The organism is Candidatus Delongbacteria bacterium (genome assembly GCA_020634015.1).
GTDB lineage: Bacteria > CAIWAD01 > CAIWAD01 > CAIWAD01 > CAIWAD01 > JACKCN01.
In genome coordinates, this window is the sequence record JACKCN010000006.1 from 183,819 (window position 1) to 197,993 (window position 14,175).

A 14,175-nucleotide genomic window follows, 5' to 3' on the forward strand; every position below is an offset into this window, starting at 1 on the left:
CTTGAGCCAATCCCGATAGATCAGGGTCCTGAATCTGCAGGACGAACGCACCGGACCCAGTCTGGACTCACCGTCGCACAAGCCTTTCGTATAACGACACTGGAGGGAATTGAACCCATGAAACGACTGCTTCTTGCCTCTTTGCTGGTCACCGCCGCTGGCGCATTCGCCGCGGGCCATCTTGGTACCAGCCACAAAGGGCCGTCCGAACGTCTTGACAATGCGTCCCGCGATGGCGAGCGCACCGACTCCCTGTTCTTCTTCGAGGACTTCGAGAACGGATTGAACGGCTGGACTTCCATTGACATCACCGCCGTGCAGCCCGCCTGGCACATCGACGCAACAGGCGGGTTCGATGGCAACTCCTGGTGGAGCGGCGACGCCACCATCGGGGGCTATGACAATCATTGGCTGCATTATCTCGAAACCCCCACCATTGACCTGACGGGTACCACCGCCCCGACCATGAGCTTCCAGATCAACCACTGGGTGGAAGCACCCGGCGGCGAGCCTGCCGGCTACAACGCCTGGGACGGCGGCAACGTCTGGGTGTCCGTCGACGGTGGTGACTGGACCGTGCTCGACGGCTTCACTGGCTATCCCTACAACGCCACCAGCCTGTATTCCTTCGGGCTTGAGTTCGGCATGGGTACAGGAATCGCCGGCTGGGTCGGCAATTCCAGTGGCTGGCATGCCGCTGCCAAGGACCTCAGCAGCTACACGGGATCGACCGTCCAGTTCCGCTTCGCCTTCTGCAGCGATCCCGGTGCCAGCACCGTGGACGGGGGCAACGTCGACTGGTTCGGTTTCCGCGTGGATGACATCCTGATCATGGATGGCAACACCACCCTTTTGAGCAACAATGCCGACGACGCTCCGGTGCCTTCCGAATTCACTCTGGTGAATGGCGAAGAAGCCTCCGGCGACTGGTGGGAACTGACCACCGACTATTCCCACAGCCCCACCACGGCCGCCCGTTGCAGCGTGTTCCCCAACCTGCGTGACGGACTGACCACGCCCTGGATCACCCTTCCCGAAAACTGGGAGTACTGGTTCCAGTGGTGGCTGATTTCCGATCTGCGCGACTTCGCCGGTTCCGGCGGCACCAACCTTGAAGACTATTACCGCGTCGAGGTGCAGGTGCAGGGCAGCATCGAATGGACCTACCTGCTGCACGACTACTCCGATGTGGGTCGTCCGGGCTTCAATGTCGACGAGAACAACCTGGCCTGGGATCAGTACGACCCCCTGCTGGATCCCTTCAACGACGGCACCGCCAGCCTGACCCCCTACGCCGGTGAGACAATTCGCCTGCGCTTCGTGGTGATCACGGACGACAACGACGACGGCGGCACGGGTGCTGGCCTGATCATCGACGACTTCCAGATCTGGGGCAGCAACGTGCTGGCCAACGATCTGGGTGTGACCGGCGTGTGGGGCTCCTGGCCGCGCACCCAGGGCGTGCCGATGGATGTGGGCGTCGACCTGCGCAACTACGGCAGCAACGCCGCTCAGCAGGTGCTGACCTGGGTGGATGTCAATGGCAACCACGTGGGCTTCATCAATCCCCGTCTGGACGTGGCACCCCTGAGTTCCGCCAGCGGCCAGATCCAGTTCACCCCGTCGATGTCCGGCGACATCAGCGTGCGCAGCTACGCCGTCTTCGGCGACGATCAGAACGCCGTCAACGACACCAGCTACGCCGACTGGACCCTGGGCACCAGCCCCGACCTGACCTTCGGTTACTACTACCATGGTGACGAGATCGCCACGATCTTCTTCGTGGAGCCCGGCGAAGGCCCCTTCTGCTACTTCGACCTGGCCGAGAACTTCGGCGCCGGCGACATTTCGCTGGACACCATCACCGCCGTGCTGGGTGACAACAATACCCCGCACAACGGACACAGCGTGGTGATTCACATCTACGCCGACAATGGTGGTACGCCGGGTGCCGAGCTGCACAACCAGACCATCAACCTGACCAATGTCCAGACCGGTGCCGTGCTCTACGAGTGGGCCCTGAGCACTCCCGTGACCGTGTCCGGTGCCTGCTGGATCTGGCTCGAGATGCCCGACGGTTTCCCCGATGCCATCGGACACGATCTGGTCTGGAACGGTGGACACTACGGCATCAGCGATGGCACCAGCTGGGATCTGGACTGGTCGACCCCGGCCGGCCAGGACGCCAGCCTCTACCTGTTCGCCAGTGGCTCGTCCACCGGCACCGACGTGGTCGTGGGCCCCAGCCGCCCCGCCAGCTTCGAGCTGTCCGAAGCCTACCCCAACCCCTTCAACCCGAGCACCCGGATTGACTTCCGTGGCCCCGCCGGCCAGGAAACCAGTCTGAAGGTCTTCAACCTGATGGGCGAGGAAGTGGCCACCCTGTTCAGCGGCACCACCGACGGTGCCAGCCAGAGCGTGAGCTTTGACGCCAGTTCCCTGTCCAGCGGCGTGTACTTCACCCGCCTGGTCAGTGGCCAGCACGAAGCCACCCGCAAGCTGCTTCTGGTCAAGTAGCCCAACGCATCACGCACAATAAGGCCCCCGGCACCCAAAGGCCGGGGGCCTTTTCTTCTGAAAGACCGGCCACTTTGCGACGCGCCCAGCTCCCGAAAGGAGCACAACCGGCCAAAACCAATTGCCCGCCCCGAATTGTCCCATCCGCCAAGTTCCCGAAGGGAACACAGGCGCACACAAAAAGGACTCCGCGGGGCCAAAAGGAAGCAGCAGTTTTTCGCAGCGCGAAAAACTGCGCCTTCTGACACGGTTGTTGCGAAGCGACAACCGTGTCAGAAGCCGGGGTGGTGGAACTGGTAGACACAGGAGACTTAAAATCTCCTGGCCCTCGGGCCGTACGGGTTCAAGTCCCGTCCCCGGTATGCTGGCCCTGAACGGAGAAGGCCCGGAGTCCACAGGATTCCGGGCCTTCTTGATGCATGCAGCATTCGGCTCACCCTTCGAGCAACTCGCTCAGGTCGGGGTCGTCGCCGTTCTCGTCCCGTTCGATCAGCAGGATGCCGCCCAGTGGCACCAGCAGGTACTCGCTGTCGGCGTAGCGGATCTCGATCGCACTCTTCTGCAGGAAGAGCACGTAGTCGCCCACTTCCACTTCCATCGGCAGGTAGCGCGCTCGCGGTGTCGTCTCACGCCAGGCTTCACCGCTGGAGGACTCCGGGTCGGGCAGGGGAGTACCGGGGCCGACGGCCACGACCCGCCCGCCCTTGACGGTCTGACCGGCTGTCACACTGGGTGGCAGATACAGCCCGGCTCCCGTGCGCGCACCTCCGGTATCCGGATCGATGAGAACCCGGTCGCCCACCACGCGCAGTCTTTGCAAGGATCGTGTCATTCTCCCTCCCTGTTCCAAGGAGTCGTGTGTCAGGACTGGGGAACCAGCACCAGCAGGCCCAGCGGCGGCAGGTTGAGGCTGAGTCGGGCCGGGAATTCGCCCCAGTGTTCATCCCAGGCCACCGCGCTGCCGCCATTGCCGTGATCGGTTCCGCCATACAGTGAGCTGTCCGTATTCAGACGTTCCTGCCACGTGCCCGCGTGAGGCACGCCAAGCACGTACTGGTTGCGGGGCACCGGAGTGAAATTGCCCACCACCAGCACACTGGCGCCCGTGCGCGGATCCCTGCGGATGAAGGCGTAGACGGAATTGACCGCATCGTCCACCACCACCCACTGGAAGCCTTCCTGGCGGTGTTCGGCCACGTGCAGCTCGGGGCGTTCCCGCAGCAGACGGTTCAGGTCACCCACCAGACGTTGCACACCAGAATGGGCCTGGTGATTCTGCAGGCGCCAGTCGATGTCCTTGCCCTCGCTCCACTCGCTGTACTGGCCCAGTTCGCCCCCCATGAAGAGCAGCTTGGCGCCCGGGTGGCACCACATCCAACCGTAGTACAGGCGCAGGTTGGCCAGCTTCTGCCAGGAATCGCCGGGCATTTTCGAGAGCAGCGACCCTTTGCCGTGGACCACCTCATCGTGGGAGAGCACAAGAATGAAGTTCTCGTGCCAGGCGTACATCATCGAGAAGGTCAGCAAGTCATGATGGAAGCGCCGGTGCACGGGATCCAGCTGCATGTAGCGCAGGGTGTCGTGCATCCAGCCCATGTTCCACTTGTAGTTGAACCCCAGCCCGCCTGTGTACACGGGACGCGAGACGGCTGGCCAGGACGTGCTTTCCTCGGCGATCGAGAGCACTCCGGGGAATTGGCGGAACAGCTCGGTGTTCAGTTCCCGCAGGAAGTCGATGGCATCCAGATTCTCGCGGCCCCCATAGGCATTGGGCAACCACTCGCCTTCCTTGCGACTGTAATCGAGGTAGAGCATCGAGGCCACCGCATCCACGCGCAGGCCATCCACGTGGTATTCGCTGATCCAGTAGAGGGCGTTCGAGATCAGGAAGTTGCGCACTTCGCGGCGGCCATAGTTGAAGATCAGGGTGCCCCAGTCGGGATGCTCGCCCAAGCGTGGGTCTTCATGCTCGTAGAGGGCACTGCCGTCGAAACGGGCCAGGGCGAAATCATCCTTGGGAAAATGCGCCGGAACCCAGTCGAGGATCACACCATACCCGCGCTGGTGCAACAGGTCCACGAAGGCCCGGAAATCGTCGGTGCTGCCGAAACGGCGGCTGGGCGCGAAGTAGCCGGTGACCTGGTAGCCCCAGGACCCATCGAAGGGATGTTCCATCACGGGCAGCAGTTCCACATGGGTGAAGGCGGTGCCGTCCAGATAGTCGGCCAGCTGGGCCGCCAGTTCCCGGTAGTTCAGCCAGGTGCCTTCGGCATCGGGATTCCAGGGCCGGCGCCAGCTGCCCAGGTGCAGCTCGTAGATCGAGAGCGGCTGCCCCAGCGGCTCGCGTGTCGTGCGGGCATCAATCCAGGACTCATCGCCCCAGGTGTGTGCACTGCCGCTGGTCACGATGGACGCCGTTTCGGGCCGCAGGCAGGTTTCATAGGAATATGGATCGGCCTTGGTGATCCGGCGGCCGTCGGCCACCAGCAGGCTGTACTTGTAGCGCAGTCCCGGTTGCTGATCGGGCAGGAAGAGTTCCCAGAGTCCGCTCTCGCCCCGGTTGCGCATGGGATGGGCCTGGGGATTCCAGCCATTGAAATCGCCCACCACGCTCACCTGGCGCGCATTGGGCGCCCAGACCACGAATCGCAGCCCATCGACGCCCTGATGGGTGCAGGCACGCCCCCCCATGCTCTTCCAGCTTTCCAGCAAGCGTCCTTCCTTGAACAGGTGCAGTTCCATGTCGTCCAGCAACGGCGCGAAGAGCCAGGGAGAATGGGCGATCCAGTCCGGTTTGCCGGCGACCACATGGCGAAAAAGAACCGTGCTGGCATCGAGGGTCGTTGTCAGTTCCAGCTCGAACAGCCCCTGCCCGTTCCCTTGCAGCTCGAGTTCCTGTCCACCTCGTGCATCCTGCAGAAAAAGAGAGTCGCAGCCGATCTCGAGCAGACGCAGCTGAAGCCCGCCACGGCGTCCGGGGCGAGGGTGTTGGCCCAACCACTGGAAGGGATCGTGAAGCGGCAGCTGGGGAAAGTTCTGGAAGACATTCATGGCGGATCCTGTTCGAGTGTCCGGATTTTCCGGAAGTTAAGGCAAAGTCCGTCCTGTTGGGCGATTCGGACCATGGGAAATGCGCGGGATGACGCATTGGAAATTCAGGTTCCAGGCTCGAATGGCTTGCCTGAGTGCCGATGCCGGATTAAGTTCAGGCTCCACCAGATCCTGACCTCACATTCGCCTTGTCAAGTTCCGGTTTTTCACTTCGGAAAGATGCCCTGTGTCCCTTGATACGATCATCTGGTGCGTGGCCCTGCTGCTGACGCTGCTGGTGCCGCTGTTCTATGTCCTGCGGGAGCGCAATCGCTCGGCCCGGGCCCAGGAAGCACTGGAGCTTTCCCGGGAGACCGGGCGCGACGAACCCCCCTCGCTGCACCCCGTCATCACCAGCCGCTGTGCGGGGATGGGCGCCTGCGAGCGGGTCTGCCCGGAAGGCAAGGTGATTGGCCTGATCCAGAACCGGGCCCATCTCATCGATGCCGCCCGCTGCATCGGCCACGGAGAATGTGCCGAGGCCTGCCCCGTGGATGCGATCCGTCTGGTCTTCGGCACCGCGCGTCGCGGGGTGGATCTGCCCGAGGTGGGCGGCGATTTCCAGTCCACCGTCCGTGGAGTCTACGTGGCCGGCGAATTGGGCGGGATGGGGCTGATCCGCAACGCCTTCACTCAGGGGCGACAGGCCATGCAGGCCATTTCGGCCGACCTGAAGAACGATTCCGCGAAGAGCGATGCCGAGGTCCTGGATGTGGTGATCGTGGGAGCCGGCCCCGCCGGGCTGAGCGCGGCGATCCAGGCACGCCTGGATGGGCTGAAGGTCGAGTTGCTCGACCAGTACGGGCTGGGGGGTGCGGTGTTGAGCTATCCACGGCGCAAGCTGGTGATGACCCGTCCGGTGGAAGTCCCGGGTCAGGGTCAGTGGAAGCATCACAAGATCGGCAAGGAAGAGCTGCTGGAACTGTTCCAGACGGCAGCCCACAACGCGGGCATCGAGGTGCGCGCCCCATGGCAGGTCACCAAGGTTCTCGGGGAGCTGAATCAATTCGTCGTGCATGGCCCCGAAGGCGCTACCCTGCGTGCGCGGAGAGTCCTTTTGAGCATTGGCCGACGCGGCACACCACGCAAGCTGGGCATTCCCGGAGAAGACTCGAACAAGGTGTCCTACCAACTGCTCGAGCCGGAAATCTGGGCCGGCAGCAAGGTGCTGGTGGTCGGTGGTGGCGACAGTGCCCTGGAGGCGGCCGTCGCCCTGGCTGGAGAAGGCTGCGAGGTGAGTCTTTCCTATCGCCAGGACACGCTGGCCCGGGCGCGCGAAGCGAATGTGGCCTCCTTCGAGGGGGCCGTGGCCACTGGCCGGATCCGTTCATACCTGTCGAGCCAGCTGGTGAACATCCAGGGCTCCTGCGTGCTGTTGAAACAGAAGGACACGGACGTGCTGCTCGAGAATGACCACGTGTTCATCTTTGCCGGCGGCGAGTTGCCCACGGCCTTTCTCGAAGGCTGCGGAATCGGCATGCGACGCCATCACGGGAGGCTGGATGACTGAGCGATTCGGGATGCTGCCCTTGCTGGTGGCTCTGGTTCTGGCCAGCTGCGGGGGGCCGCAGAAATCCACACCGGCTCCCGCACAGGAGTCTCAGGATTCGCTGGCGAGTGCGCCCACGGATTCCATCGCCGTGCTGAGCGTGCTCTGGGACCGCCACCCAGGGCATGTGCCGGTGGCCCAGCGCATCGGGCAACTGCTGGAAGAGGCGGGCCGCAACGAAGAGTCCCTGGTCTGGTGGCGACGGGCCCGGGAGGCGGATGCCCCTGAGAACAAGCCTGCCTATTGGCTGGATCACGCGCGCCTGCTGCACGCACTCCGCCGCGACACCGAAGCCGCCGCCTGTCTCGACAGCCTGCTGGAGAGTCGTCCCGATTGGCCCGAGGCATTGTACAACCGGGGCGCGCTCTGTGTGAACACAGGAGATGCGGCCGGGGCACGCCGCCATTGGAGCCGCTTGCTGGAACTGGCTCCCGACCATCCCATGGCCGAGCGCGTGAGTGCCTGGATGTCCAGCCAGGGTGGCATGCAGTGATCCGATGTCCGTTGCGCATGGGCTGGCTGTTGCTGGCGTGTCTGCTCCTTGCCCTGCCCGCGGGAGCACAGCTCTCACCGGGCAAGCTGGCCAGGCCCCACGCCGCCCTCGAGGGCCTGACGAAATGCACCTCCTGCCACGAGCTCGGGAAGTCGGTCAGCGATGACCGCTGCCTCGTCTGCCATACGGAGATCAAGGACCGCGCCGGTGCCGAGCACAGTGTCCACAGTCGCAAGGAGCTGTCTGGCAAGACCTGCGCCAGTTGTCACTCGGACCACCACGGGCTGGACTTCGAGTTGATTCACTGGCCCGATGGTCAAGAAGCCTTCGATCATTCCCGCACAGCGTTTGAATTGAAAGAAGCGCACGGGGAACTTGATTGCCGGAAATGTCATAAGCCGGAACTGCAGCGCACGGATCTGGTGACACGTTACCCCAATCTGGTTCCCGAGCGCAGTTTTCTGGGCCTGCAGAGCGAATGCCAGGCCTGCCACACGGATCCTCACAAGGAAAGCCTGGGAGCGGATTGTCTGCGCTGCCACGGCCAGACCGCCTGGGACAGACTGCCCGGATTCAAGCATGAGGACAGCTGGCCCCTGGAAGGCGCTCACAGCAAGGTGGAGTGCGCCAAATGCCACAGGTTTCCCGCAGGCATGACGGACAAGGATCCCCTGAACGGTGCCCGGACCTGGACCGGGCTGGCCCATGATGCGTGCGTGGACTGTCACACCGACCCGCACGAAACCCGTTTCGGCAACAACTGCCTGGACTGCCACAGCATGTCCAGTTTCAAGGATGCGGGTGGCGGATTCGATCACTCGCGCACCCGCTGGCCCCTGACCGGAGCACACGTCAAGGTCTCCTGCGCCAGCTGCCATGGCAACAGGCGCCAGAAGATGACCATGGCCTTTGCCGCCTGCAAGGATTGCCACGACGGCCCGCACGGGACACAGTTCAACCTGCCTGCGGAAAAGGCCAGGGCCTGCGAGGCGTGTCACAACGATGCACGCTGGAAACCGGCCCGGTTCGGCTTTCAGGCCCACGCGGAAGCGGGCTGGCCCCTTGAAGGTGCCCATGGCGCGATTCCCTGTGCCCTTTGCCACACGCTCGAGAAAGACAGCAAGGTCATCCAGTATCGAGGACTGGCCAGCGCCTGCGTGGACTGCCATGATACTCCGCACGGGGAACGGCCGGCGGAGGAGAGTTGCGAGCAGTGCCATACCCCCAATGACTGGACCCTGGCGGACTATGATCATGGTGAGACCAGGTTCCCGCTGAAGGGCAAGCATGCCCAGGTTTCGTGCCGGGACTGCCATCGGGCGGAAGAGGAAGCGACGGCAGTGCCCCTGTCGGGCTGGGATCTGAGCTGCCTGGGCTGCCACGAGGATCGCCACGATGGCCAGTTCGCCGAAGGAGAAACACACGGGGCCTGTGAAAGCTGTCACAGCGAGGATGGATTCAAACCCGCAACCTTCGATCACCAGTCGCAAAGTCGTTTCGCGCTGGATGGTGCCCATCAGGGGCTGGCCTGCGCCCTGTGTCATGCATCGCGCGAGCGAGCCGATGGCACGCAGGACCGGATCTACCGACCGCTGCCCTTCGCCTGTGTGGATTGTCACGGAAAGACGGGTGGCCCGGACGACGAACTGAAAGAGGGGGGAACCGCCCCATGACGGACAGATCATTGTTTCTGGTGCTTCTTGGGTGTCTGCTGTTCGGGCTGTCCCCGACGGTTGACGCTCAGGACAGCATGTCCGGCGAGAACCCCCACGGCGACCTCAAGGGCATGGCCTGTACCGTCTGCCACAGCACCGAGGCCTGGACTCCGCTGTCCAGCTCCCTGCAATTCGAGCACGGGCGTGATACGGGCTATCTGCTGGAAGGCAGCCATGCCGAGCTGAGCTGCAGCGAGTGCCATGGTCTGGAGTTCGCGGGTCTGCCTTCCAACTGCGAAGGTTGTCATACCGACGTGCACCATGGAACCGCAGGAGTCGACTGTCAGCGCTGCCACAATCAGGAATCATGGCGCGACGAGGGCGGTTTCCGGCGCGCACACGACAGCAGCGCCTTTCCCCTGACCGGCGCCCATCGCGGCCTGAGCTGTACGGCCTGTCACGATGGCCAGAACTTCAGCGAGGCACCACTCGAATGCGCGGGCTGTCACAGTCTGGACTACCTGAACACGAGCACTCCGGCGCACACCAGCGCAGGATTCTCCACGGACTGCTCCAGTTGCCATTCCCCGACGAGCAACGACTGGAGTTCGTCCTTCGACCATCCCGCCAGTTTCCCCCTGAGTGGAGGACACTCGGGTCCGGCCTGCAACGCCTGTCACCTGCCCGGCATTCCCATGGAACAGGTCGAGCGTGAGTGCTCGGGCTGCCACAACGCCAGCACTCTGGTCAGCGACCCGGATCACGGCGGCAGCCTGTTCGCGGGGACCTGCAATACCTGCCACAGCACCAGTGCCTGGAATCCGGCCGAGTTCGACCACGGGTTGAGCAGATTCCCGCTGGAGGGCCAGCACGGCACCACCGACTGCAACGCCTGCCATCAGGTGGGCAGCACGCCGCGTTTCACCGGGCTGGACGATGCCTGCGTGGCCTGCCATCAGACCGATGCGGATGCGACCCCCGATCCCGACCACTCGGGTCCGGCCTTTGCCGGAGACTGCGCCACCTGTCATACGCCCGCCGACTGGAGTCCTGCGGAGTTCGACCATGAGCTCAGCAGTTTCCAGTTGACCGGCGCCCATGTGGACGCCGAGTGTGCCGCCTGCCACCAGCCCGGTGGCAGTGTGCAGTACACGGGGCTGGATGATGCCTGCCTGGCCTGCCACCAGACGGTGGCCGATGAGACCACTGACCCGGACCATTCATCCACGGCTCTCAGTGGGGATTGTGCCGTGTGCCATACCACGGATGCCTGGGCGCCTGCCGAATTCGATCATGCCCTGAGCACCTTCGCCCTGACCGGCGCCCACGTGCAGACCGACTGCAACGACTGCCACGGACTGGATGCCAGTCCCCGATTCAGCGGCCTGGACGAAGCCTGTCGCGCCTGCCACCAGGCAGTGGCCGACGAGACTCCCGACCCCGACCACTCCAGTCCCGCCCTCGGCGGCGACTGCGCGATCTGTCACTCCACCGATGCCTGGACCCCGGCGGACTTCGACCACAACCTGGCCCGCTTCCCTCTGACCGGCGCGCACATCAACAGCGACTGCGCCTCCTGCCACGGCGAAGGCGACGCCACCCAGTACTCGGGACTGGATTTCGAGTGCGTGGCCTGCCATCTGGCCGATTACGACGCCGCCGAGAATCCGGATCACAACGACCCGGCTCTGCCCACCGACTGCCAGGTCTGCCACCAGACTTCGGCCTGGCATCCCGCGGAATTCGATCACGGACTGACCGACTTTCCGCTGACGGGGGCGCATACCAGCCTGGATTGTGCCGCCTGTCATACCGGCGGGATCTACGACCCGATCGACCCGGCCTGCGTGACCTGCCACCTGGACGACTACAACGATGCCGATGACCCCGATCACCAGGGCGAGGGTCTGCCGCTGGATTGCACGCTGTGTCACAACACCAGCGACTGGGACGAAACCACCTTCGACCATTCCCAGACCGATTTTCCCCTGCTGGGGGCCCATCAGCCACTGGCCTGTGTCGCCTGTCACGCGGAAACCTGGTCGGGCACTCCCAGCGCCTGCCAGTCCTGCCATTTGGACAACTGGCAGCAGGCGACCCTGCCTCATGAGGAAAGCAGCTTCACCCTGGATTGCACACGCTGCCACAGCCAGACGGCATGGGTGCCGTCGAGCTTCAATCACACGACCATGACCGAGTGGGAGATGACGGGCGCCCATCAGGGCATGGCCTGCGTGAACTGCCATGACGGCGGCAGCTACACGGGCACGGCCGACCAGTGCTGGGGCTGTCATCAGCAGGACTGGCTGGACGCCGATGACCCCAACCACCAGCAGGAGAACTACCCCGAGGACTGCACGATCTGCCACAGCACCCAGGACTGGGAAGCCACTGCCTTCGATCACAGCCAGAGCGCTTTCCCATTGGTGGGCGCCCATGTGAGCGTGAGTTGCCAGTCCTGCCACGCCCAGGGTTACAGCGGCACGCCGACCGCCTGCCAGGCCTGCCACGAAGACGACTGGGACAACGCCACGCCCCAGCACGACGAGGCCACCTTCCAGCTGGATTGCCTGCGCTGCCACACCCAGACGGCCTGGACCCCGTCCACCTTCGACCACGGTAACATGACCGATTGGCCGCTGACCGGTTCCCATGTCCAGACCAGTTGCGTGGCGTGCCACAGCGCGGGGCAGTATGCCGATACTCCCGATGCCTGCCAGTTCTGCCACATGAGCGATTACAACGACGCCAACAATCCCGACCATTCCGGCGAAGGATACCCCCAGGACTGCACCATGTGTCACAACACGACGGTCTGGGACCCTTCGCCCTTCAATCATGACAACCAGTACTTCCCGGTCTACACGGGAGAGCACCGCAACGAATGGCAGACCTGCACCGATTGCCATCTCGGGGGGGGCAACATGGACACCTTCTCCTGCACACACTGCCACGAGCACCGGCAATCGCGCATGGACAGCGAGCATCAGGATGAAGATGTGCAGGACTATGTCTGGGAGAGCTCGGCGTGCTTCTTCTGCCACCCGGATGGCCGCGCCGATGACCGCAGCCTTCACATGCAGCCCCGTCCCGGTTTCCTCAAAGACAGGAAGGACTTCTAAGGGTGATCTTGAATCCGTGGATCCGCGGAGCCTGGCTCCTGCTGCTGTGTGCCGTCTCGGCCCAGGCCTTCGAACTGCTGGCCCGGGTGGAATACGTGGCCGTGGATGTGGTCTTCATCGACAAGGGCAGCGAGGACGGCCTGCGTCTGGGTGACATGGGGCGCGCGATGCCCATGGGCCAGAACTCCCAGGCCCTTGAAGTGGTGCATGTCAGTTCCAATCGCGCCTCGCTGCGCATCCCCGAGGACAGCGTCGGTCTGGAAGAAGGCGTGATGGTGCGATTCGAGTTGCCCGAGGAGCGCCTCATCAAGGAAGTGGCTCCGGCCGAACCCGTGGATACGCTGATCGCCGAGGTGGCGCCCACACGCAAGCGCCGGGCGCTGCGCGACCGCAGCAATCGCTTGCGAGGTTTCATTTCGGTGGAACGGTTCCAGGAATCGGGCGAGTTCGACAGCTGGGACCAGTCCCTGCGCGGCAGCCTGCGTTCCGACAGGCTGATGGGCCTGCCAATCGGCTTTCGCAGCCGTTTCCGCCTGCGTCAGGAAGAGGATGCGGGCGGCGCTCGGCGCTGGACCAGCCGGATTCCCCAGCTGGAATTCGCCTGGCAGTCGCCGGGATCGCCGCTGGAATTGCGTGCGGGCCGCCTGGCCGGTGCCGGTCTGGGGCGTGCGGGCAGCCTGGATGGAGTGGAAGTGGGGACCCGGGACGCCGCCGGCCAGCGCTGGCAGGGCTGGGCCGGTCTGGGCACCGATCCTTCGAATGACCGACCGGATGCCACCCTGCAGAAACTGGGGCTGGCCTGGCGCCGTCAGGACAAGGCCCTTGGCGGAGAACTGACCAGCGGTCTGGCCCTTGCCGGCAGTTATCGTGAGGGCGAAACCGAACGGGAATTCGTGGCCCAGCAATTCAGTCTGACTCTGCCACTCACGCCCGGTCGCCTGAGTCTGGGCCAGGAGAGCGAGCTGGATTTCAATCGCGGTTGGCGCTCCGAAAAGCAGAACAGCATCGCGCTCAATCGCTTTGACCTGCGGGCACGGCAGCAATTCGGGCGCGCCTTCAGCATCAACGCAGGCTGGCGCCGCCAGCGCAGCCCGCTGACCCTTGAACAGAAGGACCTGGCCGACAGCCTGGTGGCCCTGCACGAGAGCGGCTCTCTCAGCCTTGGGGGTGACTGGCGCGTCACGCGTCCCTTCAGCATCTATGCTGATGTATCACGCCTGCAGGATCGCGCGGGTCTCAAGGAGGGCCGCAGCATGCGCATCGGCCTGCGTCATACGGGGCTGCCGCTGGCCATCTCGGGAGGGCTCACGGGCCATCTGTACCACAACAGCGTCAGTGACAGTCGACAATTCCAGGCGGATCTGGTGCGCAGTTTTGCGCGAAGCACCCGGGTCAGTCTGAGGGCGGGACAGCAAACCCTGGACAATGGCGGGCAGTCGCAAAGCCGGAATTGGGTCGGAATGGCCCTGGATCAGGAATTGTGGCGGGGCGCCTACATCAGAGGAGAAGGCGAGCAGGAGAGAGGAGACGGTGCCAGCCAATTGCGCCTGAGTGCGGAGTTGGGCTGGCGGTTCTAGGAGTCGACGATACCGGATCGGCCGGGTTCGCGGTCCCATGCATCGGGGGGCGCGGACACGACGAGCAAGGTGATGTCGACGTTGATCGGCCGGTAAGCTGACGGACGTGGTCCCGCTGGACGGACGCGCTCCATCCCTCGTCTCACGAGCTGGATGGGTGCATCAGGAAAGT

8 protein-coding genes and 1 tRNA gene are annotated in these 14,175 nt (G+C 64.0%); 7 read left to right on the forward strand and 2 right to left on the reverse strand.

The annotated features are described in order from the left end of the window. The first annotated feature begins 117 nt into the window (after nt 1–117). Both H6678_12330 and H6678_12335 read left to right on the forward strand, forming a co-directional pair. The gene (locus H6678_12330) at nt 118–2,517 is read left to right on the forward strand and encodes a T9SS type A sorting domain-containing protein (protein ID MCB9474586.1); all 2,400 of its coding nucleotides are present in this window, start codon (nt 118–120) and stop codon (nt 2,515–2,517) included. A 278-nt stretch (nt 2,518–2,795) separates the two neighbouring features. Beyond that, nucleotides 2,796–2,879 (forward strand) — tRNA-Leu (locus tag H6678_12335). A gap of 71 nt (nt 2,880–2,950) precedes the next feature. Here H6678_12335 and H6678_12340 read toward each other — a convergent pair. Together H6678_12340 and glgB are read right to left on the reverse strand one after the other, a co-directional pair. Beyond that, nucleotides 2,951–3,349, reverse strand: coding sequence for a co-chaperone GroES (locus H6678_12340; protein MCB9474587.1), 399 nt, complete (start codon nt 3,347–3,349; stop codon nt 2,951–2,953). A gap of 29 nt (nt 3,350–3,378) precedes the next feature. Next, nucleotides 3,379–5,568 carry a 1,4-alpha-glucan branching protein GlgB gene (glgB, locus tag H6678_12345; protein ID MCB9474588.1) on the reverse strand — a complete coding sequence of 730 codons (2,190 nt, stop codon included), beginning with the start codon at nt 5,566–5,568 and terminating at the stop codon, nt 3,379–3,381. A gap of 226 nt (nt 5,569–5,794) precedes the next feature. Between glgB and H6678_12350 the strand changes: the two genes are divergently transcribed. Genes H6678_12350 through H6678_12370 form a run of 5 tightly spaced genes read left to right on the forward strand, consistent with a single transcriptional unit; the run spans nt 5,795 to nt 14,003 of the window. After that, entirely contained in the window at nt 5,795–7,117 is a 1,323-nt protein-coding gene (locus H6678_12350) for an NAD(P)-binding domain-containing protein (protein ID MCB9474589.1), read from the forward strand. Beyond that, nucleotides 7,110–7,649 carry a tetratricopeptide repeat protein gene (locus tag H6678_12355; protein MCB9474590.1) on the forward strand — a complete coding sequence of 180 codons (540 nt, stop codon included), beginning with the start codon at nt 7,110–7,112 and terminating at the stop codon, nt 7,647–7,649. Before H6678_12350 ends, H6678_12355 begins: the two co-directional genes overlap by 8 nt. Then, nucleotides 7,646–9,322 carry a hypothetical protein gene (locus H6678_12360; protein ID MCB9474591.1) on the forward strand — a complete coding sequence of 559 codons (1,677 nt, stop codon included), beginning with the start codon at nt 7,646–7,648 and terminating at the stop codon, nt 9,320–9,322. The genes H6678_12355 and H6678_12360 overlap by 4 nt, the downstream gene beginning before the upstream one ends. Continuing rightward, complete coding sequence (locus H6678_12365; GenBank protein ID MCB9474592.1) at nt 9,319–12,426, forward strand: hypothetical protein; 3,108 nt, start codon at nt 9,319–9,321, stop codon at nt 12,424–12,426. The genes H6678_12360 and H6678_12365 overlap by 4 nt, the downstream gene beginning before the upstream one ends. Nucleotides 12,427–12,428: 2 nt before the next feature. After that, nucleotides 12,429–14,003: a hypothetical protein gene (locus H6678_12370; protein ID MCB9474593.1), complete on the forward strand. Its 1,575-nt coding sequence runs from the start codon at nt 12,429–12,431 to the stop codon at nt 14,001–14,003. Nucleotides 14,004–14,175: the final 172 nt, after the last annotated feature.